The sequence below is a fragment of the Novosphingobium sp. HR1a genome, from assembly GCF_015594425.1.
GTDB classification, from domain to species: Bacteria; Pseudomonadota; Alphaproteobacteria; order Sphingomonadales; family Sphingomonadaceae; genus Novosphingobium; species Novosphingobium resinovorum_A.
Map to the genome: position 1 here is coordinate 18,638 of NZ_JABXWS010000022.1, position 25,420 is coordinate 44,057.

Genomic DNA, 25,420 nt, shown 5'->3' on the forward strand with positions numbered 1-25,420 from the left:
GGTTTCATCCTATCGCCGAGCTTCCTGAATGGTCGATCGAGAATGCTGGATCTGCCGCGACGTGTCTTGCGTAAGGTGGTGACTGCCGGCGGCATTCTTGTTGGCCCCGTAGGCGTTCAGTCGCCGGCGCGGACCTGTCGCAGGAGCACTTTCCCGAGAAACTCCAGCTCAAACGTGGCTTTTTCGAGCGGGCGTTCGACCTGGCGCCCAGCGTGAGCCGCAAGGCGAAGGCTGAGGGATCGCAGCTGCCGCCGCCGTCGCCGCGGAAGCGGGCAGGTGATGCCAGGCACATGTGGCATCGCTTTCCCGGATGCAAGGCAGGGTAGCCCGTAAGCCGATCAGTTTCGGCGCATGAAATCTCGTGATCAAGCAATCCAGAGTCACAATAGGGAAATATTGCAGCCCTATCGGCCCGCTCGACGATCGCCGCAGTGGCGATAATCACTCAGGGGTATTTCATGAAAATCCAGCGTCATTGGCTGGCGACGACCGCGTTCGCCCTGCTTGCGCCTGCCTGCCTTTCCACAGCTGCACAGGCGGCCGAAGCTGCACCGGACGCGGTGGCCGATGCTGCCGAAGGCGGCGGCCTTGGCGAAATCGTCGTCACCGCGCAGAAGCGTCGCGAGAATCTGCAGGAAACCCCGATTTCGATTTCGGTGATGCGCAGCGACGACCTGACCAATCGCCACGTCACGTCGCTTGTCGATCTGGGCGACGGCGCCATCCCGTCGCTGAAAGTTGCTCCGTTCTACTCGCGCAACTCCGCGCTGATCGTGAATATCCGCGGCATCGGCGTGCTGTCGGACGGCAACCAGCCGGCGCGCGACCAGGGCGTGGGCGTCTATATTGACGGCGTCTATCTCGGTCGTGCCCAGGGTCTTGGCACCGCGCTGTTCGACATCGAGAACGTCGAAGTGCTCAAGGGCCCGCAGGGCACGCTGTTCGGCCGCAACACCGAAGGCGGCGCGGTCAACATCGTGACCAAGAAGCCCTCCGGCGAATTCCACGTCAACGCCACCGGCGGCGTCGGCAACTTCGGCATGTACAAGGGCGAGGTCCATGTGGACCTGCCGTCGATCGCCAATATCGCGTTCAAGATCGACGGCGTCGTCGCCCGCCGCGATCCGCTGGTCAAGAATCCGCAGCAGGGTCAGGCTGGCTTCAACCAGTACGACAAGCAGGGCTTGCACCTCGAGGCGCTGTGGAAGCCTTCGCCCGATTTCAGCGCGGACTACAGCTTCGATACGTCGAAGGACGAATCGACCTCGCTGTACCTCAACCTTCTTGCTGCCGGGACCAATACCCAGGCCGCGCTCGGCACCGTCCAGCCCGACCGCGTCAAGACCGCCAACGTCGGCGTCCCGATGCAGCCCAGCGTCGGCAAGGTCCATGGTCACCGCCTGACCCTGGAATGGACCGCGACGCCTGACCTGACGATTAAGTCGATCAGTTCGTACCGCAAGCTTTACCAAGATCAGTGGGACAACGGCTCGGCTTCGACCACCATGTCGCTGTCGCCTTCGGCGCTGGCAGCGAAGGGTGCGGCCGGCTTCACGGGCACGCAGTTCGCCCGCTACAGCCTGGCCCTGTTCAACCAGAACCAGTGGAGCCAGGAAGTTCAGGCCATCGGCGAAGTGGGCCGGGTCAAGTACGTGGCCGGCGCCCTGTACTACCGCGAGCACGTCTCCGACAATGCGCAGGCGTTCTACACCAACCAGTTCACCAATGCTGCCGGCTCGGCTTACGTGCTGCGTCAGATCGACTACGGCGCGCAGGCGATCGACCGCGAAAGCCACGTGACCACCCGCAGCGTCGGCGCTTTCGGCCAGGCCACCTGGACCCCGGCGGTGATGAACGATGCCATCCACCTGACCGGCGGCCTGCGCTGGACCAAGGACATGAAGCACGGCGCGCTCACGATCGTGAACAACGCCCTGCCGATCAACCGCGACGGCGTCTCCGGCCCGATCGGCCTCGACGCCAGCTGGTCGCGCGTCGATCCGATGGTGAACCTGGCTGTCGATCTGTCGCAGGACGTCCACGTCTATGGCAAGTGGAGCACGGGCTACAAGTCGGGCGGCGCCAACTCCCGTTCGCAGAACTACGATGCCTTCAACCCGGAAACGGTGTCGATCTTCGAGATCGGCGCCAAGACCGAGTTCTTCGACCACCATGCCCGCTTCAACATTGCCGCCTACGCGGGCACGTACAAGGATATCCAGGTCGATTTCCAGCGCCCGTACGAGACCGGTGGGGTGCGTACCACGCGCACGACGACCTCGACGATCAATGCCCCTGGCACCGGCGGTCTGCACGGCATCGAAGCCGAGTTGACGGTCAATCCGCTGGCAGGTCTGACGCTGGGCGCTTCCTATTCGTACCAGTACGTCAACATCCCGGCGACCGTGAACCCCTACCCGAACGCCGCCGGCGTCGTCAGCACCGTCGCGGTTCCGATCTATCAGTCCTACACCCCGCGCCACTCCGCCAGCGGTACGCTGGACTACGAATTGCCGATGAACGGTTACACCGTTCGCGCGCATCTCGACGGTAACTTCGACAGCGGCTTCTATGCCAACGTCTCCGACCCGGTCTATACCGGCCCGGGTGCCGCTTCGAACGTGTATCAGCCCAAGGGTGACAAGGCGTTCATCGTCAACGGCCGTCTGGCCGTCGGCGATATCGCAGTCGGTTCGGGCGATGCGCAGCTGACTTTCGCAGTCTGGGCGCGCAATCTCTTCAACGAACAGCATGTGTTCTACAAGGCCCTGAGCCCGACTTCGGGGCTCAACGGGTTCTTCAACGAACCGCGTACGTTCGGCGGCGAGATGAACATCCGCTTCTGATACTTCTTCGCGGGCCGGCCTTGTACAGGTCGGCCCGCTTCTTCTGTTTCAGTGTTCGGCGCCTTCTCCCCGAAAGTCACTGTGATGCGGCGTTTCGCGATTGCGGCTCCAGGCGAAGGCAGCCATTCCGCATTCCGGATATGCGCAAGGATAACGCTTCTATTTCAACACTATATCAGGTGATCAAGAAGCCTGCTGGGGCGTCGAAAAGACGACCTATTACATAACATAGTTCTATAACGATGTTTCATTATAATATGTCTCCCCGCGACGATCGGCAGTGTTGAATGCCGATTGCGAGATACGGGGAGGATTCGAATATGCAGCGCATTCACGCGTTGAGGGCATTCCTGCAAGTCGGCGTCGGAGCACTCGGAGTGGCGGCTGCCCTCGGGGCTGCGCCGTCCCATGCGCAGACGGCGCAGGCGGAGGCCGACGGTGCTTCCACAGGCGAGATCATCGTATCGGCCCGTCGGCGCGAGGAAGCCCTGCGCGACACGCCGGTTGCGATCACTGCGGTCAATGCGGCCGCGCTGGAAGCCAAGGCATCGGTCAATATCGGCGACATCATGGGCGCGGCGCCCAGCGTCATGATCACCCAGCAGAATTCAGGCGCTGCCGCCGCCAACGTCGCGATCCGCGGGCTGTCGTTCGCGGACGTCGACAAGTCGTTCGATCCAACGGTCGCGGTCGTCGTCGATGGCGTGTTCATCGGCACCAGCACCGGGCAGTTCTTCGACTTCTTCGACATCAGCCAGATCGAGGTTCTGCGCGGGCCCCAGGGCACGCTGTTCGGGCGCAACACCATCGGCGGCGTGATCAACATCCGGCGTACCCGCCCGAAGTTCGAATTCTCCGGCAAGGTCGAGGCATCGTACGGAAACTACGACACCTGGGCCACGCGTGCCGTCGTCAACATTCCGATCATCGACGATGTCTTGGCGATCAAGCCGTTCTACTTCCACAACCAGACCGACGGCTATTACCACCATGGCATCACCGGCGAACGCACGGGCGGATCGAATGCCGAGAATTTCGGCGTCGCGGCGCTGCTCCAGCCGTCATCGAACTTCGACGCGCTGCTGACGCTGGAAAAGCAGGTGCAGGACTTCGTGCCGGTCAATTCGAACATCAGCAAGACCGGAGAGGTCTTCTGCCTGCTCGAACCCGCCAACGAGTGCAACCGCAACACCACCACCGACCTCTACACCGTGTTCGGCACGCCCGGAACTTCGCACTACGAGTCTCCCGCCGCGACGCTGGAAATGAACCTCGATGCGGGGGCCGTGAAGTTCACCTCGGTCACAGGCTACCGCAAGTCCGACGAAACGCAGACGCAGGACTTCGACGGTTCGTCCGCCGACATCTATTTCTCCGCCCGCTCGCAGACGTACCGCCAGTTCAGCCAGGAACTGCGCGCCGCGGGCAAGATCAGCGACAGCCTGGACTATGTCGTGGGCGGCTACTTCTTCAAGTCGCGCTACTCCCTGCAGCAGCGCACGCGCATCACGCTTTTCGCGCCGCCCGCGATCGCCGAGCAGGACAACATCGGCCATGCCCGCTCGCTGGCCTTCTTCGGTGACTTCAACTGGGCCTTCGCCGACAGCTGGCGCCTGTCGTTCGGTGGTCGCTGGACGCAGGACCGCAAGCAGAACATGGCGCGCATCGACGCAAGCCAGTTCCCGAACGCCACTGTCAGCAACAGTAAGTTCACGCCCAAGATCGGCATCGACTTCCATCCCACTCCGGACATGATGCTCTACGCCTCATGGTCGCGCGGCTATCGTTCCGGCGGCTTCTCGGGCCGCGGAACGACGCTCTTCTCGGCGACGACACCCTATGGGCCGGAGACGGTGGACTCCTTCGAAGGCGGCTTCAAGGGTTCCCTGCTCGACGGACTGCTTGAACTCAACGTCGCTGCCTTCCTGGCGGACTACAAGAACCTCCAGCAGAATACGACCATCCCCGCACAAGGCGGCGTCGGCAGCGAGACCATCGTGACGAACGTGGGCTCGGCCAAGCTCAAGGGCATCGAGGTGGAATTCACCGCGCATCCTGCGCAGGGCCTGACGCTGTCCGGTTCGCTGGGCCTGCTCGACAACAGCCTCAAGGACTTCATTTCCCAAGGCGCGATCAGTGCCACGGTGCCGGGCACCCGCATCATAGACTATTCGAACGTCTCGATGATCTACGCGCCCAAGACGACCCTGTCGCTGAACGCCAACTACAAGGTGCCGACCGGCTTCGGCGAAGTCGTGGCGAACCTGGGCTATCGCCACATCAGTCCCTACGACCAGCAGATCGGACTGGACGCCACCGCGACTTATCCCGCGACCGGCACCATCGTCGTGCCGCGCAACGACCCGCGCGTGCGTTCGGACACGCAGGACCTGCTCGATGCCAGCCTGACGACGCGGTTCGACCTGGGCGGTCATACCGCACGTATCACCGCGTTCGGGCGCAACCTCCTCGACGATCGCGGCCCCAATGCCGCCTTCACCGTCGCAGGTCTCTGGTCGTTCTCCAGCGCCCGTGAACCGCGCACTTACGGCGTGATCCTGGGTTACGAGTTCTGATCCATCGCTGCCTGTTCAGGCAACTCGCCGCCCCGGGGGAGGACACTTCCCAACTTTGCCGAACCCGGGGCGGCCACCTATTCGCAACGGAGAACGCGGTGCTCGATTACAGCAAGGTATTCCACACGGGCGTGCTGGTCCCGGACCTCGACGAAGCCATGGCGTTCTACGCGCGCACGCTGGGGCTGAAGTTCGCCGAGCCCTTCACGCTGGAAGCCTTCTCCGTGTGGACGCCCGAGGCCGGCCTCAAGACGATCACCAATCGCTTCACGATCTCGTGCGAAGGGCCGGTGCGGCTCGAACTGCAGCAGGGGGAGGCCGGCAGCTTCTTCGACGCGGCAGCATCGCGCGGCGACCATGTCGGCCTCTGGGTGGACGACGTGGCGGGTACGGTGGACGACCTGACCGCGCAAGGATGGAGCGTAATCGCCGCCGGGGCCGCACCCGAGGAACGGTGGGGACCGTTCGCCTATGTGAGACCGGCGGGCGGCGGCATGGTCGTCGAACTTGCATCGTCGATGCTGCGCCCGGCCTTCGAGCGATGGTGGCAGGGCGGCCCACTGACCCTGGATTGATGTCCGGCCGCATCGGCAAGCACGACATACACAACAAGCGAGGACGACGATGAATGACCTTCTGAACCGGCTGGATGGCGATGCAGGCGTCAGGCGAACCCTGGCTCGCCTTGGAGATTCGATCTTCCGCCGCGATCCCGAGGCGCATGGCGAATGTTATGCCGAGGACGGTGAGTGGCACGCCTTCGGGACCATCACACGCGGGCGTCAGGCCGTCGTCGATCACTGGTGGAACGTCATGCAGGGCTTTCCCTTCGTCCGGCAGTCGATTTCCTCGCTGGTGATCGAGGTGGACGGGGACACGGCCGCGTCTCGCGGGCATGTGGACGAAGTGCTGCGCATGCCTGACGGATCGTATCAGGTGGTGATGGGCATCTATCACAGCACCTTCCGCAAACACGGAGACGAATGGCTCATCAAGGTGCACCGCTACGATCAGGTCTATTACGGGTCGCCGATGCTGGACGGGAAGTTCTTCCCGGTCATGGACTACGGCAAGCCGCCGCACGATCCGGACCCCTCACGCATGACCGCGACGATGGACATCAGCCTCTGACGGAAAGCGGCAGCCCCGGCGCGGCAGCCGGCAACCGATTGGGGACGATCGAAAGGACCCGGCATTATATACGTATGTGCCAAATGAAATCCGGTGCCCGCCGCTGGTGCGAAGGCTTGGCTTCGCTGATCTGCGGCAGTAGCGTGAGCGGTCACGACGTCTCTCCGAAATCGAGGTAAATCGCCCATGCCGCGCATAGTCGATCACGAACAGCGGCGCAGGGAGATCGCCAAAGTCGTATCCGGCATTGTGCTAAAAGGCGGCGTTGAGGCCGTCACCATCCGCGCCGTGGCCGAGGAGTGCGGCTACAGCACCACTATCGTGTGCCACTACTTTCGCAGCAAGCACGAAATGCTGGCCTATACCCAGCGGGTCGCATGGCAGCGGGGACTGGCGCGGATCAGGAAGGCGAGCAGGGACGGCAAGGACTTGCTGGCATGCCTCGACTTCGCGCTGCCCATCACAAGCCCGCGCTGGCAGGACTGGCACTGCTGGCTGGCGTTCTGGGGACAGACCCCGGATATCGAGGGCATCGAAACGGAGTGGTCGGAAAGCAGCACCGTCAGCAACGACGTGTTCGTCGATCTGATCGTGAAGGCACAGGCGCGGGGCGAATTCGATCCGACCGAGAATGCCAGGGACGTGGCGACCGACATCCAGGTCGCGATCAACGGCATCGCGACCCTGGTTGCCATTCAGCGTTCGGACTGGCCTGCCAGGCGTCAGCGCGTAATTCTGCGCAAGCATCTGCTGCGCCTGGGCTACCGGCCGAGGAATCAGGAGCCCGGAATGACGGACGGCACCTCGACCTGATCTCATCGCGCGCCGAATGCACACCCGGCGATCCGCCCTGCGCGCGAAACACCCGGACCTCGGGCCGCGATTAGGCGGGCCCTTAGACGAACGAAGAAGGATACGACAGGCGCCTTGCGGCGACCTGGAAAATGCGTTCGTCGATCGGAAGCCGGCGCCCGGCGCATGGTGTTCCGAACGGGCGCTCCAGTCACAGGTTTGACGGCATACCGTGCTGCGCGTTGTGCGATGCAGCGATGGGGCTTGCAATGCCCCCATTTTGGTTTCTATTTTGTGACAAACGGTTGAACGTGGATCGGCTCTCCAGTGTGATGGATATCGAAGGCGCGGGCTCCAGCAGGCTTGCGGGGGTGTTGCTCGCGAATCGTGCCAGGCTGCGGGCCTACCTCATGGCGCGCGGCGCGGGGGATATTGCCGAGGACATCCTGCAGGAGATGTGGATCAAGGCCTCGTCGATCGACCGAGACGTCGAACCGAGCCCGCTGTCCTACCTTTTTCGCATGGCCGAGCGCCTGCTGCTCGATGCCCGGCGGCAAGGCGCCCGCCGCTCGGTGCGGGATGCCGGCTGGGCCGAGGTCAATGACCGGGACCAGCAGCCCTCGGCCGAGCAGGCGCTGATCGCCCGGCAGCAGGTCGGCATCGCCTCGCAGCGGCTGCGGGACCTGGGGCCGCGCGTGGAACACGTCTTCCGCCGCTATCGGCTGGAAGGCGTGGAACAGCGGGTAATAGCCGAGGAACTGGGCGTGAGCCTGAGCACGGTGGAGAAGGACTTGCGCAAGGCTTACGTCGCCCTTCTGGATATCAGGAGCGGCCTCGATGCGGATTGACGGCGGCGGCGGCGTTATGTGCCGGAGATTATGGTGACGGACAAGGCACGCCTCGACAACGAAGCGCTCGACTGGGTGATCCGGCTGGGCGATCCCCGGTTCGCGGACTGGGATGCGCTGACGGCGTGGCTCGCCCTGTCGCCGGATCACGCGCGTGCTTTCGACATCCTGCAGCTTGCCGAGGCCAAGGCGGTGGACGAGGTGGCGGAGGGGCTTCCCCCTTCCCGGGCCGAGTTCGTCGCGGTCAACGACAACCCTTCGCGGCGATACCTGCCGGCGGGCATCGCCGCTGGGGTGGCGGTGCTGGTGGGCCTCGGCTTGTGGCTGGGCCTCAGGGGCGAGGATGCGCGGCCGTGGCAGGAGTATCGCACTGCGGCCGGCGTGCACCGTGATCTGCGACTGGCCGACGGCACCCGCCTTGCGCTCAACGGCGATACGGTGGTCCGGCTCGATCCCGGCGGGCGCGGGGCGGCGCTGGTGTCGGGCGAGGCGCTGTTCGTCGTGCGCCACGATGCGGCGCGGCCTTTCGTCGTCACCGCGGGCGGGGCGACTATCACCGACCTGGGCACACGCTTCGACGTCGTGAGCGAGCTCGGGCGGCTGGCCGTAAGCGTCGCCGAAGGCTCGGTGGCGGTGGCGGTGGCGCAGGCGGAGGGTGAGGGAGGGCTGGTCCTCACTGCCGGGCAGGGGTTCGAACGGGCAGGAACACGCGGGCGACGGTTCGATCTTGCGCCCGAGGGCGTCGCCGGCTGGCGCGAAGGGCGGTTGCACTACGAGGATGCCCCGGTATCGCTGGTCCTCGCCGACGTTGCCCGCGCGACCGGGCTGCGCGTGGAACTGGAGGGGCAGGGCGGGGACCGGCGCTTTACCGGAACGATCGGCCTCGACGGGCCGCCCGAAGCGGTGAAGGAACGGGTGCGCCTGCTGCTGAGCGCGGACGGCGGTTCGGACTGAGATGCGCGGGCGGGGGGTCTTCGCTCTCGCAATGGCGCTTGTCGCGGCGCCGGACCGGGCCTGCGCCCGCGACCTTGCGATACCTTCGTGCACCCTCGCGGAGGCGATCGACATCATCGCGCGCGGCACCGGCGCCAGCATCGGCACCACCAACCCGGCGCTGTTACGGCGACGGATCGCGTCCAAGCGGGTGTCGGGCGGGGTCGACAACATGCTCCGGCAGATTCTCGGCAACGGCGTGATGCTGCGCCGGCTCGGCGGCGATTCGTGGCTGATCGTCGGCCTGCGCCGGCTTGAAGCGGAGCCCGTGTCCGCCCTGATCCCTATGCGTCCGCCCGAACCCGGCGGTGCGGCGATCGTCGTCGCTCGGAGCCGGAGCGATGCGGCGCTGCATGCGTTTCCCCTCACCGCGCGGGTCATGCCCGGTGCAATGATCGATGCGGCTGCGGCGATGCGAGGCAGCGATGCGCTGGCGGACAGGGTGGCGCTGGTGAGCGGAACGCACCTGGGGCCGGGGCGCGACAAGCTGTTCTTGCGGGGGATCGCCGATTCGAGCTTCGCTGGCACCCGTGCGGCGACGGTGGCGCCGTACCTCGGGGAGCAGCGGCTGACCTATCGTGCGGCCGATCCCGGCCTGCTGCCGCTCGACCTGGAGCAGGTGGAGGTGCTCCCCGGCCCCCACGGCACGCTCTACGGTGCGGGCGCCCTGGGCGGCATCGTCCGGTTGCAGCCGCGCGCTCCCGATCTCGGCGAGGCATCGGCGCGGGGCTGGGGCGGAATCTCGGCGACGGCGCACGGAGCGATGGGGGGCGACCTCGGCGGCCTGGCCAACCTGCCGGTGGTGGAGGGGCAGCTGGGCTTGCGCGTGCTGGGCTATCGATCGGACGCCGGAGGCTACATCGACGATACGGCGCGCGGGGACAAGGACGTCAATCGTGTGCGCACGACCGGTGGCAGGCTGGCGCTGCGCTACCGTCAGGGCGACTGGACCGCGGACATCGGCGGCGCGGTCCAGGCGATCCGCAGCCGCGATGCGCAGTACGCGCAGCCCGGCACGGGATCGGGGGCGGCAGGCGCGCTGGAGCGGCGCAGCGGTGTCGCCGAGCCATCGTCCGACCATATCGCGCTTGCCTTCGCCACGGTGAGGCGCGGCGGCGGGCCGGTGCATGTCAGCGCGACGGTGGGCGCGGTGGAACAGCGCATGGACCAGAACTATGCCGCCACCGCGCGCGATGGCGGCGCGATCCTCTATCGCCAGGCCGACCACGCCAGCCTGGTCACGATCGAGGCTCGGGCGTGGCGGGAGCCCGGCGACGGCCCGGGCTGGGTGGGCGGGGTGAGCATTCTCTCCAGCCGGGCGCGGCAGATCCGTTCCGTGCTGCCCGAAAGCCCCGGCGATCGGCTGCGCGTGCGGCAATGACAACACCGAACTCAGTGCTTTCGGCGAAGTGACGCTCGATGCGGGGCCGGGGCTCAGCTTCACCGGCGGCCTGCGCCTCAGCCGCATGACGCTGGATGGGGATGCGCTGGGCAAGCTCGACAGCTTCTACTTCTCGCGCGAGCAGGAGCCGGTGTCGGTGGCGCGTAGCGAGACGCGGCTGCTGCCGTCGCTTGCCGCCACGCTGAAGTTGCATGGCAAGGGGCGGGCCTACGCGCGCTACGAGCGGGGATACCGGCCGGGAGGCGTTGCGGGCGGGATCGTCTCGCGCAAGTTCGCGTCCGACCGGATCGGCACGCTCGAAGTCGGCCTTCGCGACGTGGGGACCGGCCCGCTGGAATGGGACGCGACGCTGGCCTGGAGCCGGTGGCGCGACGTGCAAGGGGACCTGCTGACGCCGGTGGGCCTGACGTATACCGAGAATATCGGCGATGCCCGCGTATTCAGCGCCGATGTCACGGGGCGCGCGCAAGTGACGGGGCGGCTGCAACTGCTGGGCGCGGCGATGGTGGTCCGCGACCGGCTGCATCCGCTGGAATACTTGCGCGACGGCAGCCGTTCGCTGCCCAATGTGCCGGGCCTCTCGCTGCGAGGGGAGGCGCGCTATCGTCTGCCGCTGCGCGCGGGGCGGAGCCTCGGGCTCGGCGCGCTGGTCGTGCACGAAGGCGTGTCGCACCTGGGGGCGGGCGCGAACCTCGACTTGCGGCAGGGCGGGGTGACCCGGCTCGACCTGTCGGGGCGGCTGGAACTCGATCGGGCGGTGGTCGCGCTGTCGGTCGAAAACCTGCTGGATGCGCGCGGCGATCGCTTTGCGCTGGGCAATCCCTTCACCTTGCGGGCGGGCGCGCAGACCACGCCGCAGCGCCCGCGCACGGTACGGGTGGGCTTCGAAGCAGGATTTTGAAGAAAAAGTGTCAATTGTGTAATTTCCCTTACGGGTAGGCCCTTGGGGTGGCGTTTTGCCGGCATCGAGGGGGCAACGGGTCGGGTCCCGGGGTTTTTACATCGCCAATGCGCTGCCCGGCTCCGGCCGGTGCGCGCCACGGACCCGACCGACGATTGCTCCTGGACGCTACCAGGGAGCACCACGTGCACGACGACCGCGTTAATACGATCCTCAAGTCCACCCGGCACCTCCGATCCCCCGCCCGTTCACGACCGCGCCGTCATGTATTGCGGCTCGGCACCTGCCTGACCGGCGCCGCCGCCGCGCTGCTGATCGGCACCGCCCCTGCGGCGGCCGCACCGGCCTGCGGCCTGTTGACCCTGACGGCGGTGACCTGCCCGGCCTCGTCCAGCTATCCGGGCGGCATCCATTACGGCGTCGGGGCGGGCGAGACTCCCCAGGACCTGACCGTCCATCTCGGGGACGGCGTTGCGGTGGAAACCGGCGACGACTACGTGAACGGCATCAATGTCACCAACTTCTCGGGCGGTGCGGCGGCGGTGATCGCCGACGGCGCGAGCACGATCGCCACGCAGGGCACCGGTTCGATCGGCGTTGCGGGCAACACCGACGCAGGCGACCTGACGATCCATGTCGGCAGCGTGTCCACCCAGGGGAGCGAGGCACATGGCGTGGTCGCGGGCAGCGTCTCGGGCGCGGTCGATGTCCAGGTCGGCGCGGTAAAGACCAGCGGCGCCTTCTCCGACGGCGTCCACGTTTCCGGCTACAGCGGCGCGATCGGCGTTTCGGCGGGCAGCGTCGAGACCAGCGGGCTCTATTCGCGCGGTATCTACGGGGTCAGCACCCAGGGCAGCCTGACCATCGATGCGGGATCGGTCACCACGCATGGCGACTATTCGGTTGGCATCGACGCGCAGGCGGGCCAGCCGCCGGTGTTCGACGAGGAAACCGGCCAGACCGTGCTGGGCGCGCCGACCGACCTCACGGTCCATGCCGACAGCGTGAAGACGGGCGGCTATGCTTCGGACGGGGTGATCGCCACTAACTTCACGATGGGCGAGACCAAGGTGTCGATCGGCGCGATCGCCACCACCGGGGACGAGAGCTGGGGCGCCTACGCGGGCGGTTTCGGTAACGTCTCGCTCTCTGCCGGGACGGTGGAGACCAGCGGCACCGGCTCGGCCGGGATGGGCGCGGTGAGCATCTACGGCAATGTCGATATCAGCGCGGACAGCGTCACCACCCATGGCGATTTCGCGAACGGCATCAACGTGCTCGCCTATGGCACAGACGCTCAGCTGACCATCACGGCGGGCAGCGTCACCACGGACGGCAACAATTCCGCTGCGATCTATGCGGGGGGCTCGGCAGGCTACCTGGGCGAGAACCACAAGTTCACCGTCAAGGCCGACAGCGTCACCACCAACGGCATCAACACGGCGGGCGTCGTGGTGAAGACGGGTGGCGACGTGGACGTGGACCTCGGCACGGTGACCATCAACGGCGACCGTTCGCGCGGTGTTATCATCCAGAATGCCGATGGCGACGTGACGCTCAACATCGACAGCATCGTCACCAAAGGCGCGGTCGCGCTGGGCCGGGATGCGGTCGGCCTGTCGATCGGCAACAGCTTCGGCACGGTCGATGCCACCATCGGATCGATCACCACGGCGGGCGATCATTCTCCGGCGATCCTGACGAACGGAGTCTATTCCGACCAGCACTTCACCATCGGCTCCCTGACCACCACCGGCGATAACGCGGCGGGCTTCCAGTCCTTCCTCGATCACGGCAACCTCACGCTCGAGGTCGGCGCGATCTCTACCTCGGGCGATGACAGCCCCGGCGTCTACGCGCAGTCCTATGCGGGCGACACGGCGATCAAGGCCGGCCAGGTCACCACCGGCGGGAGCAATTCCAGCGGAATCAAGGTCACCGGCGTCAGCACCGACGGGCTCGATCACCAGATCGCCATCGACGCGGGCGCGATCACCACGAAGGGCGACCAGTCCTCGGGCGTGGACGTGCTGGCGCTCGGCAACGACGCGACGATCCATGCGGGCTCGGTGACGACCGGCGGCGCCTACGCCTCGGGCATCAAGGTCTCCGCGTTGCGCGGTTACAGCGAGGACGGCACGTTCTTCGGCGGCGACGTGACGGTGGACGCGGGCACCGTGGTCACCACCGGCGACGATTCGCGCGGGATCGAGACGCGCACCGACGGCAAGACCACGATCACCGCCGTCTCGGTGACGACTTCGGGTGCGAACGCGGCCGGCATTCATGCCTATGGCTACGGCGACATCGCCATCGACGCCGGGACCGTGAAGACCTCCGGCTATCGGTCGGACGGCATCAACGCCAACAACAATGTCGGCGGGCTGTCGGGCGGCATCACCATCACCGCCGGGGAAGTCAGCACCACCGGGGCGCTGTCGAACGGCATCCGCGCCGCCGCCTACTACGGCAGCACCGGCATCAAGGCCGACAAGGTGACCACCACCGGCTACGGTTCCGAGGCGGTCTACGGCTGGAGCTACTACGGCAACGTCGATATCGACGTCGGCTCGGTCGCCACCAGCGGAACGGCGGCGCGCGGCGTAGTCGCCTATTCGGGCGGCACGACCACCATCAACGTGGGCGACGTGACCACCAGCGGCGCGAACGTGAACCGGGCGTTCCTGGGCACCGGCATCAAGGCGGTCGGCGCGGCCGTGCACGTCACTGCGGGCTCGGTCAGCACGGCCGCAGACTATTCCGCCGCGATCTACGCCAATTCCAACTTCGTCCACGACAACGGACAGGCAGAGCGCGACATTTCCGTTACCGCCGGCACGCTGGTGACAACCGGCTTCGGGTCCGACGGCGTCGATGCGATCAATATCGGTCGCGGCGGGAACATCGCGATCGACGTGGGTTCGATCAGCACGCGGGGCGATTACGCATTCGGCGTGTATTCCTATGCCGTCTACGGGTCTAACACCGTGACGGTGGGAGATATCGCCACCCGGGGCAAGGTCGGTCGCGGCATCGATGCCACCAGCATCTACGGCGACGTCACGATCACCGGCAACACGATCGCCACCAAGGGCGACTATTCCTATGGCCTTCTGGCGAAGACCGGCGGCGCGCGTTTCTCTGCCGGCGAAACGCTTGCCGTCGATGTGGGCGAGGTTACGACCGAGGGCTTCGGTTCGGACGGTATCCGGGCACTGAGCCTGGGCCGTCAGATGGACACCGTGATCAATGCAGGGTCGGTGAAGACCTCGGGCGACTACGCCTATGGCATCAATGCCTATACCAACGGCGTGGGCAACGCGATTTCCATCACTGCGGGCACCATCGAGACATCGGGCAAGGAGGCACTCGGGATCCAGGCGGTCAACCTGGCGGTGGCCGGGGACATCTCGATCGACGCGGGCAGCATCACCAACCATGGCGATGTCAGCGCGGCGATCTTTGCCTATTCCTATGACGGCAAGGTCTCGATCGACGCGGGCACCGTCACCGGCGGCGCGATCAGCGTATCGGCGCGCTATGGCGATGTGGACGTGAAGGCGGGCACCGTCACTTCCGACCATTACAACAGCACCGGCATCGCCGTCAGCGGCCAGAACATCTCGGTCAAGGTCGACAACGTCGAGGAGATCGGGACACTCGGCGTCGGCATCCTGGCGCTCGGCGCAAAGACGGTCCGCGTCGATGCGGGCGAGATCCTGACCGCTACCGAAGGCGGCTTCGGCGTCGTCGCAGAGGGCACCGACGTCACCGTGAACGTGGGCAAGGTCAAGACCACGGGGCCGATCGCGACCGGCATCTACGCCGCCGTCTTCGGCACCGGCAATAACGGCGACATCACCGTCACCGATGCCCTCTCGACCGCAGGTGACATCTCCGACGGCGTGTTCGCGATCTCCGGGGGGACCATCGGCATCCACAACCGGGGTACGCTGGAAACCTCGGGGCAGGATTCGCGCGGCATCGTCGGCTTCGGCATGCAGGGCGTGACGATCGACGGAACCGGCACGATCACCACCAGCGGGGAGCGCTCGCTGGGCGTGCTTGCGCAGGCGCTGGGCGGCACAGTCTCGGTCAGCCAGGCGGCGATCAGCACCAGCGGCCACAATGCCGCCGGCCTCTATGCGGGCGTCTATGGCGCGGGCCTCGACGGCCAGCCGCTCAGCGGTGACATCCGCATCGATGTGGGTTCGGTCTCGACCAGCGGCGACCTTTCCGACGGCATCGTCGCGGTGAACGCGGCGCAGGGCGGCGGGATCGACATCACGGCGGGCACGGTGACCACCACCGGAGCCGGATCGGCGGGTATCGTCGCGATCGGTTATTCCGGGGCGATCAGGATCACTGCGGGCGACGTGACCACGACCGGCGACTTCGTGCCGGGCCAGCCGATCGGCGACTATTATTACACCGCGCCGCATTTCAACCACGGCATCTACGCGGTCGGCGCCAGCGTCGACGTGACGGCGACCGGGGCGGTTTCCACCAGAGGAGACTTCGCGACCGGCATCTATGCCGCCGCCCTCGACGGCAAGGTCACCATCCACGCCCGGGATGTCGCCACGACCGGCGACAAGGCGGCTGCCGTGCGCGGCTATTCGGCGAGCGGGGGCGTGTCGGTCACGACGACCGGGACGATCTCGACCAGTGGCCGTAACGCCTACGGCGTACTGGCCTTCGGCGCGGGTCCGCTCGATGTGACCAACAGCGGTGATATCGCCACCTCTGGCCAGTTCGCCCACGGCATCTATGCGCTGGGCGGAACCGGGGCGGTCTCGACCGTATCGATCGCCAACTCCGGCAAGGTGGCGACGAGCGGGGAGGCCGCCAACGCGGTCCGCGCGATCAGCCATGGCGGCGACGTGGACGTGGTCTCCACCGGCACGGTCGAAGCCTCGGGCAAGTACGCCTCGGGCGTGCTCGCGGTCGTCGAAAGGCCCGGGCGCGGCGGCGACAAGGTCGCACTGGCCGAGGGCGAGGCCGAGGCGCTGCCGATGCTGACGGTGGACGTCGGCAAGGTCACCGTTTCGGGCGAGGGTTCGGCGGGCGTGGTCGCTCTCAGTTATCGCGGCGACGTGTCGGTCAAGGCGCAGGCGATCGACGCCTCGAAGGGCGGAGCCGGCCTCTCGACGATCTCTGCGGGCACCACCAGCATCGAGGTCGGCAACGTGTCTTCAGGCGGGCGCGGCATCCTGACGATCAGCGCCGGCGATGCCGAGGCCACCGTCACCGGGTCAGTGATCGCACCCAACCACGTCGCGATCGAGATGAACTCCTTCAGCGGCGACACCGTGCTCAACATCGGCAAGGGCGCGACGGTCATCGGCGGCGGCCAGCACAACCCGGCCGACGATCCTTATGTGGGCATCGGCAATGCGGTGATCTTGGGCTCCTACACCGGCGTGACGCTCAACAACGCGGGCACAATCCGCAACCTGGGCGACGGCTACACGGTCTACATGGCGGACCTCGGCATCGGCGACGAGCTGACCACCGTTTACGGCGCGGCCATCACCAACTCCGGCCTGATCGAGGGCAACGTGAAGATGACGGCGGTGGATGACACCTTCGTCAATAGCGGCCGATTCGATGCGACGAAGGACAGCGACTTCGGTGCCGGACGGGACGTGTTCACCAACAGCGGCATCCTGGCGGTGTCGAGCGGTACATCCGCTGCGGCACGGGCGGCTGCCGCGCCGGTTTCGGTCACGTTCAAGGGGCTGGAGCGGTTCGAGAACAGCGGCCTCATCGACCTGCGCGGCGGAGCGGCGGGCGACACGCTGACGCTGACCGGCGACTATTTCGGTTCGGGTAATGCCCAACTCGGGCTCGATCTCGGGAAGGGCGTTGCCGACAAGCTGGTGATCCAGGGAGCGGCGACCGGGTCCACCGGGATCGTGCTCAACCAGAGCGCATCCGATGCCACGCTGCTGACCAAACCGATCGAACTGGTGAAGGTCGGCGCGGGCAGTGCATCGACGGCGTTCCACATGGCGGCACCGGACGTCGGGCTGGTGCACTATGCGCTCGCATACGAGGCAGGCAGCTTCGGCCTGACCGCGCAGGCCGGTGCGCCGGTCTATCGGCTCGCGCGGATCGGCGAAGGGGCGCAGGCGATCTGGGACCAGTCCGCGCAGGCATGGAGCAGCCACATGACGCAGCTGCGCGACGACGTGCAGCCCGCCGCCCGTCTGTGGGGCCAGGTCTACGGCGGCGTGAGCAACCGCGACGCCGCGCAGGCGATCGGCGGCACCGACTATGCCCTCGACTACCGCCAAGACTTCTACGGGTTCCAGGTGGGCATGGATCTCGGCGGGTCGATGAACGATGCGGGCTCCGCCGTGTTCGGCGTGACGGCGGGCTACATCAGCTCGCGCCAGAATTTCGAGCGCGGCGGCGACCGGGCGGAGTTCGAAACGGTCAACGTGGGTGCCTACGGCTCGGTCAGGCGCGGGGCGCTGTTCGTCAATGCGCTGGGCCAGTATGCACACCACGCGATCGACGCGCACGGCCGGGTTCTCGACTGGTCGGACAAGACCAGCGGCGACGGTTACGGCCTGCAGGGCGAGATCGGCGCGCGGCTGGGCTCCGACAAGGTGTTCGTCGAACCGTTGGCCTCGCTGGCGTGGCAGAAGACGGATATCGCCGGGCTCAACCTGCTGGGTCAGTCGATCGACTTCGGCAAGCTCGACGGGCTGACCGGCAAGCTGGGCGCGCGGATCGGCGGCACGGCCAGGGTCTTCGGAACCGAGGCGGTGTTCTATGCCCGGGGAAGCTGGGTCCACCAGTTCGAGGGCAGGCCCGCCGCGACGCTGGTGAGCGGGGGCACCTCAGAAAGCATCGAGGGCCGCCGCATGGGCGACTACGGGCAGGCGGCGCTGGGCGTGACGATCCTCTCCGAAGGCCCGGTCAGCGGCTTCGTAGAGGGTAACGCCACCTTCGGTTCCAGCACCAGGGGCGGCGGCGGCCGCGCCGGCGTGCGCTTCAAGTTCTGATCCCGATACCACGAGGGCCGGGCACGCACGCGGCCCTCGCCACAAGCAGAGAACACGACATGACCGACACCGGCTCTGATTCTGGCCCTGATTCTGGCCCCGCTTCTGATCTCGCCACCGCCGAGCGTCCGGCCTCCGCTTCCCCCCCGGAGGCGGAGGCCGGAATGGCTGCGATCCAAACCACCACCGGCCGCGCGTCCGCCCCGGGAGCGGAAGCGGCTACGCTCGCACCCGGCGCCACCAACATCGCCGTCTCGCGCGGGTTCAACGCCTGGCTGCGCACGCACCGGGTGAGCCTGGCCTTCACCTCGTACCAGACCGGGCAACTGTTCCTCGTCGGTGCCCACGCCAATGGCACCGTCTCGTTCAACCAGCAGAGCTTCAGCCGCGCGATGGGCGTGTGCTGGCGGCCGGGGCGGCTCTACCTCGGCTCGCTGTCGCAGCTCTGGAGGCTGGAGAACATGCTGCGTCCCGGCGAACTGGGCAACAAGGCGTTCGATGCCGTGCTGGTCCCGCGCAATGCCCAGACCATCGGCGACGTCGATATCCATGAGGTCGGCGCGGACCGGGACGGCCGGGTGATCTTCGTCAACACCAAGTACAGCTGCCTCGCCACGCTGGACCTGACCCACAGCTTCAGGCCGATCTGGAAGCCGGCGTTCATCTCCAGGCTGGCGCCGGAGGACCGCTGCCACCTCAACGGCATGGCGATGGCGGACGGGGAAGTGCGCTACGTCACCGCCGTCAGCCGCTCCGACGTGCTCAGCGGCTGGCGCGAGCGGCGGCATGAGGGCGGGGTGCTGATCGACGTGCGCGATGACCGCATCGTCACCGACCAGCTCTCGATGCCGCATTCCCCGCGCGTGGTCGGCGAACAAGTCTACGTGCTCGACAGCGGACGGGGCCAGATCGTGCGGATCGACCCCGCGAGCGGCGAGAAGATCGACATCGCGTTCTGCCCCGGCTTCCTGCGCGGCATGGCCATCCACCATGGCCATGCCATCGTCACACTCTCGAAGCCGCGCGACGGCACTTTCAAGGGCCTGCTGCTCGATGGCGAACTGAAGAAGCGCGATGCCGAGGCGTGGTGCGGCCTCATGGTCGTGAACCTCGCGACCGGCCACATCGTCGAATGGGTGCGCCTCGAAGGCCACATCACCGAGTTGTTCGATGTCGCCGCCATGCCGGGCGTGGCCTGCCCCATGTCGGTCGGCCCGCAGACCGAGGAAATCCGGAGCACGATCACCTTCGATCAGCTTTGAACGACCCAGGGAGGGAGCGAAGGTCGCGGTGGTTGCCCCTGCCGCGGCCTTCGTCTCGGTTTATCGCGGACGGGCCGGAAAAGAAGACAGTCGGGATCTGGAAATCGAAGATCCGGTGAGCATCTGGAAAGCGGGCGGCCGCGCAATGGACCCGGAGGCCGCCAGATCGAATGTACCGGCCCGGATCGAATGTACCGGCATGGACAGCCAATGACGATTATGTCCTTCTTGGCGATCATGCGAAATCGCGGCATCGATGAAGGGCACTGGCTCATCGTTGGGAGAGGTCGATGGCTACAAGGACCGCGGAGCAATATCCGCCGGAACATTATTCCGGGTGGTTGTTCGGCGCCGACGACACGCCCATCGCGTTCGACAGCTTCAACGCGGAGATCGTCGTCGATTTCGATGGCGGATGGTCGGAACTTCGACGCTTGGCTCTATCAGTTCGATGTCAACGTCCATGCGCCGTTCACGCTGATCCAGCTGGTCGTCCCGATCATGGAAAAGCGCGGCGGTGGCCGGATCATCAATCTCTCCACCGGCAACGGCGAAGTCTTCCGGATGCCGGAGGAGCCGCGCAAACTGGACGCTGTCGGCGAATTCAGCCTTGCCGTGCCCGGCTAATATTCGAGCAAGCGGGCGCTCGATCGGCTCGGGAACTGCCTTGCGCCCGAACTGGCGCAGAAAAATATCTTCATCATCGGCCTCCACCCAGGTCTTGTCGCGACCGAGCTGGTCGCCATCCGCGTGCGGGAAGCCGGATTGGACGACAGCGTGGCAGTGTCGATGACGGTTCCCGCCCGAATGATCGTCTATTTTTCCGCCTGCGAAAATCCGGCCGAATATACGGGCAGGTTGTTCTGGGCCGAGCGCGAACTGGCCGACATGGCTATTCCATTGGACGGTATCGCCCAGCCTTTCGTGAACACCGGATCGACACCGGCCGCTTAACAACCAATGTCAGTAGTGACAGAGTGTGCAGAATAGTACACTCCGATTGACGGCCTTCGTTCGGTGTGTTGACCGTATTGTGGCGGAATGAATCAACGCTGATATATGAGTAATGTCCTTGGTAACTAACTAAACATACAAAAATTTGTATTTTATTGATTTCTGATACGCACAGACCTGGCAGGCTGATTTGGGAGGATCGCCATGGGACAGTCGGTATCGCAGTGGCTCAAGATGGACCAGGCTGCGCTCGATGCGCTGTTTTCCGCGCATGAGGCGGGGCCGATTCCCGATGGCGAGGCCAGGGGGACGGCGATCATCGCGCCGGGCACCTCGGTTTCGGACGAGATCGCCAAGCTCATCAATATCTTCGCCTGGCAGGGCAAGGTCTTCGACGGCGAGCATGGTTTCCTGCGCAACACCATCCTGCCGTTCGGGCTCAAGGCGATCGTCGCCAAAGTCTACAAGGAGCCGAGCTGGCTGGACGGCAAGGAGTGCATCGTGCTCGACTATTCCGACACCTCGCTGCTGGCATCGCACGTGCGCGACGAGATCCGGATGATCGAGCCGGGGCTCTATCTGGGCAAGGTCTACTGGGACAAGACGCGGCTGATCGACTTCGCGCTCGAGTTCGGCGGCTGATCGGGCCGCCGTGATCCGGCAGGGACACATCTTCATCGCCTCGCCCCTCCGCTTCGGCGTACGCGTCGAACTGGAGCGGACGCTGGCGTCGATGACCTCGTCTCCCGGCCAGGCAGAGCCCGAGAACTGGCTGGTGCCGTTCGGGCGGCTCAAGCGCATCCATGTCGCGCGGTTCGTCGTGCTCGACGATCCCTCGCTGCGGGACCGCATCGCGCTGGCCGAGAGCCTGCCGGTGACCGAGCCGGTGCGATTGGCGTTCATCGCCGACTACGATGGCGGGGATGCGGAGTTCCTCGAGGCGCTGGCGGTGGTGGCGGGGCCGGGGCTGCGCAAGATATTCGGGTTCTGCATCGACTTCGAACCGCGCACCGACCTCATCGCGTGGATGCGCGCGCATCGCTGCCGGACGGCGGCCAATTACATCAACTGGCGCGGGCGGGGCACCCGGCAGATTGCCGAGGAGGCGGCGCTCCATCGTGCGCTGCGCGCGGCGCGGCTGGCGCACCGGACGGAAGATCCGGAAACGCTCTGGCCGATCCTTGCGCAAGCGGGGCAGGCGGTGCCGCTGACGCCGCTGCAGAAGATGCCGCTGCTGCACAGGCTCGGCGACATCGCCCACTTCCTGCTGCTCCCGGTGCTCGCCCTGGTGCTGCTGCCGCTGATCGTGCTGGGTCTGCTGCCGTTCGTGCTGCTGCTGCGCCGCCGGGAGAAGACCGACCCGGTGCTCGCCCCGGTGCCTGACCGGGAGCGCAACCGCATGCTCTCGGCGCAGGAGGACCACGACATCACCAACCAGTACAGCGCCATCGGCTCGCTCAAGCCGGGGCGCTTCCGGCGGTGGCTGGCGGTGGTGATCCTGTGGGTAATCGGCTGGGGCGCGCGGCACATCTATCGCAAGGGGCGGCTCGCGCGGGTGAACACGATCCACTTCGCGAGCTGGACGTTCCTCGACGACAGGCGCCGCGTCTATTTCGCCAGCAATTACGACGGCAGCCGCGAGGCGTACAACGACGACTTCATCAACAAGGTGGCCTTCGGGCTGAACCTGTCGTTCTCCAACGGCCTGGGCTATCCGCGCACCGACTGGCTGATCCGCGGCGGTGCGCGGCGGGAGGAGGACTTCAAGCGCTACCTGTTCCACCACCAGATCCCGACGCAGGTATGGTTCAAGGCATTCCCAGGGCTGTCCAACTACGACATGGCGCGCAATGCCCGCATTCGCGCGGGGTTCGAAGCGAGGCCGCGCGGGCGTGCGCTGCGCCGCTGGATCGCCGAGATATGAACGGGCGCCGAGAGATGAAAGGGCTGGGCACCGACGTGCAGGCGCTCGTCGGGCGCGGGTTCGGGTCGCTCGGCGGTGCGCGCTATGTGCTGCTGCAGGTTGCGCAGCCGGGCGCGGCGCGGGCGTGGCTGCGCTCGCTGGCGGTGATGACGCTGGCCGAGGCGGAGGCGCGGCGACTGGAGCGGGTCTGCCAGCTGGCCTTCACGGCGGCGGGACTGCGGGCATTGGGCCTGCCGGTGGACGATGTGCCCGGCTTCGCGCCCGAGTTCCTCGACGGGATGGCGGGCGATCCCTCGCGCTCGCGGCGGCTGGGGGACGTGGACGACAGTGCGCCCGAATACTGGCGCTGGGGCAGCGGCGAGGCGGAGCCGCATGTGCTGCTTATGCTGCTGGCCGGGGAGGGCGACGTCGCCGCGTGGCAGGATGCGATACTCGGCGCGATGCCGCCGGACGCCTGCACGCTCCTGCGCATCAACGACGCGAGCGGGCCGGTCGGGCGCGAGCCGTTCGGCTTCGTGGACGGTGTCTCGCAACCGGAGGTCGACTGGGAGGGCACGCTGAGACCCGGCGGGGCGAAGGACCGCGACTATCGCGATCGGATCGCGCTCGGCGAATTCCTGCTGGGGCATGGCAACGAGTACGGGTTCGTGGCGGATCATCCGGTGCAGCGGGGGATCGGGCGTAACGGGACGTACCTCGTCTATCGCCAGTTGATGCAGGACGTGGGCGGCTTCTGGGACTGGACCGCGCGGATTGCCGGCAGGGACGGGGCAGTCGCGCTGGCCGAGCGGATGGTGGGGCGCGGTATCGACGGGCAGCCGCTGCCGGAACTGGCCGCGCACGGGCTCAACGGCTTTACTTTCGCGGGCGACCCGGACGGGATTGCATGCCCGGTCGGCGCACACGTCCGCCGCGCCAATCCGCGCAGCGGCGACGATCCGCAAGGACGGCGCGGGTTCCTGCGCGATGTGGTTTCCTCGCTCGGGTTCAAGGGCACGGCCATCCATGACGCGGTGGCCTCGGCGCGGTTTCACCGGCTCCTGCGGCGGGGGCGGCCCTATGGCGCGGCGCCGGAGCCGCTTGCGGTAATCGCCGGAGAGGCGGTGGCGCAAGAGTGCGGGCTGCACTTCATTTGCCTCAACGCCAGCCTCGCGCGGCAGTTCGAATTCGTGCAGGGCAGCTGGATCGCCAGCCCCTACTTCGGCGGGCTTTCGGGCGAGCAGGACCCGCTGCTGGGCAACCGCTGTCCGGTCCGCAGCGGGCAGGCGACGGACGCCTTCGCGTGGCACGACGGGGATGGCAATCCGCGCCTCGTCGCCGGACTGCCGCGCTTCGTGACGGTGGTGGGCGGGGCGTACTTCTTCCTGCCGGGGATCGGCGGGCTGGCGCGGATACTCGAGGACGCGCCCTAATTCGTCATTGCTTCGCTGTGCTTGCGGATGGCGAAAAGCTGGCGTGTGACCGACTTCAATTCAATCATCGTCATTCCCGCGAAGGCGGGAACCCAACTCCTGAAGTGGCAAATTGCACCGTCATCAGATGGGTCCCCGCCTTCGCGGGGATGACGGACGGTGTTTCAGTCAAACACGATCACGCCCTAGTCGAACTGCTCGAGCCCGGTCGGCTCGGCGTGGCTTTCGCCGTTCTTGCCCTGCCGGTAGCGCGACATCTCGAAGTAGAGCCGTCGCCGTGCGCGGTTCTGGTTGCCGAGGGGGCGGTGTTCCGGGACGCAGTGCCAGGGGTTCCACGTTAGTTGCCGGGCGAAGGCGAACTGTGCAGGCGAGCGGAATTCCTGGGCCGGGATCGAGATCCGCGCCACCGGAATATAGGGCGTGCGCGCCGGGTCCCACAGGACCGCGCCCTGCTCGATCGGCTGAAGGAACGGGTCGCGCTGCAGCCTCAGGCGCATCTCGAAGCAGGCTTCGCCCTCGCGCAGCGAAGCGGCGAGGTTGTCGTGCAGGTAGTCGTCGCCGGGGCGCAGCGGCAGGCGAGGAATGCGCGTCGTGACGGGGGTGAGGGGGTGGAAACTGTACTGCATCGCCTGCCCTTCTCCCAGCAGGTAGGGCGTGCAGGAGAAGTACGTGTTGGCCAGCGGATTGGCGAGCGTACGGTTCCACAGCGCCTGCATGATGAAGTCGCGCACGTGCGGGCGCCTGAGGTTCAGGAAGTACCAGACCCCCATCTCGCGGCGGCTCCAGTATTGCAGGTGCGCGTTGGTGCGCGTGTCGGGCGTGGGGAAGGTGATGACGGTGACCGAGGTGAAGTCCTGCGTGAAATGCTCGTCGTCCATCAGCTTGGGGCCGGGCACGTCGCACAGCTTCACGCTCATCGAGCCGAAGCCGACGTCGTCGATGTCGGGCTCGACATGGGGGCCGGGGTTGGAGAAGCGGACCCATGCGGGAAAGCTGCGCTCCGCCGCGAAGACGCCCCGGCGCACGTGCTCGGGCAGACCCGGCAATACCGTGAAAGTCGCCCGGACGAGGCCGTGCGTCTTGGTATTGCCCGCGCGTTCGTAATTGCCGGGGGTGAAGTCGAGGTCGAGGTGATGCTGCATCTCGGCGATGATGGTGTCGAGGCTGACGTCCTCGTCGGGATCGATGCGCTCCTGCGCCAGCGGGGGCACGTCGCGGCTGCGGGTGAGGTTGATGGTCCAGTTGAAGAACCGCGTCAGCGGCATCCGCACCACCGCGTCGAGCGCGGGGCGGAAGAAGGGATCGAAGCGCCGCTCGAAATGGAGGCCCGCTTCGAGCAGGCGGTGCAGAAAGCGCAGCATCG

At 66.5% G+C, this 25,420-nt stretch carries 18 protein-coding genes; 17 read left to right on the forward strand and 1 reads right to left on the reverse strand.

What is annotated here, in order from left to right; all coding sequences use genetic code 11:
- Positions 1 to 458 precede the first annotated feature (458 nt).
- From HWN72_RS03605 to HWN72_RS03675, 17 genes are all read left to right on the forward strand, one after another.
- The gene (locus HWN72_RS03605; protein ID WP_008828589.1) at positions 459 to 2,846 is read left to right on the forward strand and encodes a TonB-dependent receptor; all 2,388 of its coding nucleotides are present in this window, start codon (positions 459 to 461) and stop codon (positions 2,844 to 2,846) included.
- Positions 2,847 to 3,166: 320 nt separating this feature from the next.
- Complete coding sequence (locus HWN72_RS03610; RefSeq protein ID WP_211149868.1) at positions 3,167 to 5,422, forward strand: TonB-dependent receptor; 2,256 nt, start codon at positions 3,167 to 3,169, stop codon at positions 5,420 to 5,422.
- A gap of 98 nt (positions 5,423 to 5,520) precedes the next feature.
- Positions 5,521 to 5,997 (forward strand): VOC family protein, encoded by a 477-nt coding sequence (locus tag HWN72_RS03615; protein WP_211149869.1) that lies wholly within the window; start codon positions 5,521 to 5,523, stop codon positions 5,995 to 5,997.
- A gap of 49 nt (positions 5,998 to 6,046) precedes the next feature.
- Entirely contained in the window at positions 6,047 to 6,553 is a 507-nt protein-coding gene (locus tag HWN72_RS03620) for a nuclear transport factor 2 family protein (protein WP_051587141.1), read from the forward strand.
- A 186-nt stretch (positions 6,554 to 6,739) separates the two neighbouring features.
- Positions 6,740 to 7,366 (forward strand): TetR/AcrR family transcriptional regulator, encoded by a 627-nt coding sequence (locus HWN72_RS03625; RefSeq protein WP_069707342.1) that lies wholly within the window; start codon positions 6,740 to 6,742, stop codon positions 7,364 to 7,366.
- A gap of 290 nt (positions 7,367 to 7,656) precedes the next feature.
- Positions 7,657 to 8,193 (forward strand): sigma-70 family RNA polymerase sigma factor, encoded by a 537-nt coding sequence (locus tag HWN72_RS03630; protein ID WP_309141549.1) that lies wholly within the window; start codon positions 7,657 to 7,659, stop codon positions 8,191 to 8,193.
- 33 nt (positions 8,194 to 8,226) lie between these two features.
- A complete protein-coding gene (locus HWN72_RS03635) occupies positions 8,227 to 9,147 on the forward strand; it encodes a FecR domain-containing protein (protein ID WP_211149871.1) in 921 nt (306 codons plus the stop codon).
- Between the two features lie 31 nt (positions 9,148 to 9,178).
- Positions 9,179 to 10,567: a TonB-dependent receptor plug domain-containing protein gene (locus HWN72_RS30955; RefSeq protein WP_248005790.1), complete on the forward strand. Its 1,389-nt coding sequence runs from the start codon at positions 9,179 to 9,181 to the stop codon at positions 10,565 to 10,567.
- A gap of 28 nt (positions 10,568 to 10,595) precedes the next feature.
- Positions 10,596 to 11,489: a TonB-dependent receptor domain-containing protein gene (locus HWN72_RS30960; RefSeq protein WP_289357555.1), complete on the forward strand. Its 894-nt coding sequence runs from the start codon at positions 10,596 to 10,598 to the stop codon at positions 11,487 to 11,489.
- 185 nt (positions 11,490 to 11,674) lie between these two features.
- Positions 11,675 to 18,505: a pertactin-like passenger domain-containing protein gene (locus HWN72_RS03645; RefSeq protein WP_289357556.1), complete on the forward strand. Its 6,831-nt coding sequence runs from the start codon at positions 11,675 to 11,677 to the stop codon at positions 18,503 to 18,505.
- A gap of 164 nt (positions 18,506 to 18,669) precedes the next feature.
- Positions 18,670 to 19,767, forward strand: a complete 1,098-nt coding sequence (locus HWN72_RS03650; RefSeq protein ID WP_211149872.1) for a TIGR03032 family protein — start codon at positions 18,670 to 18,672, stop codon at positions 19,765 to 19,767.
- 28 nt (positions 19,768 to 19,795) lie between these two features.
- A complete protein-coding gene (locus HWN72_RS03655) occupies positions 19,796 to 19,981 on the forward strand; it encodes a hypothetical protein (protein ID WP_155986444.1) in 186 nt (61 codons plus the stop codon).
- Positions 19,982 to 20,175: 194 nt separating this feature from the next.
- Positions 20,176 to 20,394, forward strand: a complete 219-nt coding sequence (locus HWN72_RS30965; RefSeq protein ID WP_248005791.1) for an SDR family NAD(P)-dependent oxidoreductase — start codon at positions 20,176 to 20,178, stop codon at positions 20,392 to 20,394.
- Between the two features lie 138 nt (positions 20,395 to 20,532).
- The gene (locus tag HWN72_RS30970; RefSeq protein ID WP_248005792.1) at positions 20,533 to 20,721 is read left to right on the forward strand and encodes a hypothetical protein; all 189 of its coding nucleotides are present in this window, start codon (positions 20,533 to 20,535) and stop codon (positions 20,719 to 20,721) included.
- Between the two features lie 204 nt (positions 20,722 to 20,925).
- Positions 20,926 to 21,363 carry a hypothetical protein gene (locus tag HWN72_RS03665; protein WP_008828576.1) on the forward strand — a complete coding sequence of 146 codons (438 nt, stop codon included), beginning with the start codon at positions 20,926 to 20,928 and terminating at the stop codon, positions 21,361 to 21,363.
- Between the two features lie 10 nt (positions 21,364 to 21,373).
- Positions 21,374 to 22,645 carry a hypothetical protein gene (locus HWN72_RS03670; protein ID WP_069707351.1) on the forward strand — a complete coding sequence of 424 codons (1,272 nt, stop codon included), beginning with the start codon at positions 21,374 to 21,376 and terminating at the stop codon, positions 22,643 to 22,645.
- Entirely contained in the window at positions 22,642 to 24,057 is a 1,416-nt protein-coding gene (locus HWN72_RS03675) for a hypothetical protein (RefSeq protein WP_211149873.1), read from the forward strand. The genes HWN72_RS03670 and HWN72_RS03675 overlap by 4 nt, the downstream gene beginning before the upstream one ends.
- Positions 24,058 to 24,242: 185 nt before the next feature.
- Here the strand turns inward: HWN72_RS03675 and HWN72_RS03680 are convergent, their stop codons facing one another.
- Complete coding sequence (locus tag HWN72_RS03680) at positions 24,243 to 25,418, reverse strand: hypothetical protein (RefSeq protein WP_211149874.1); 1,176 nt, start codon at positions 25,416 to 25,418, stop codon at positions 24,243 to 24,245.
- Positions 25,419 to 25,420: the final 2 nt, after the last annotated feature.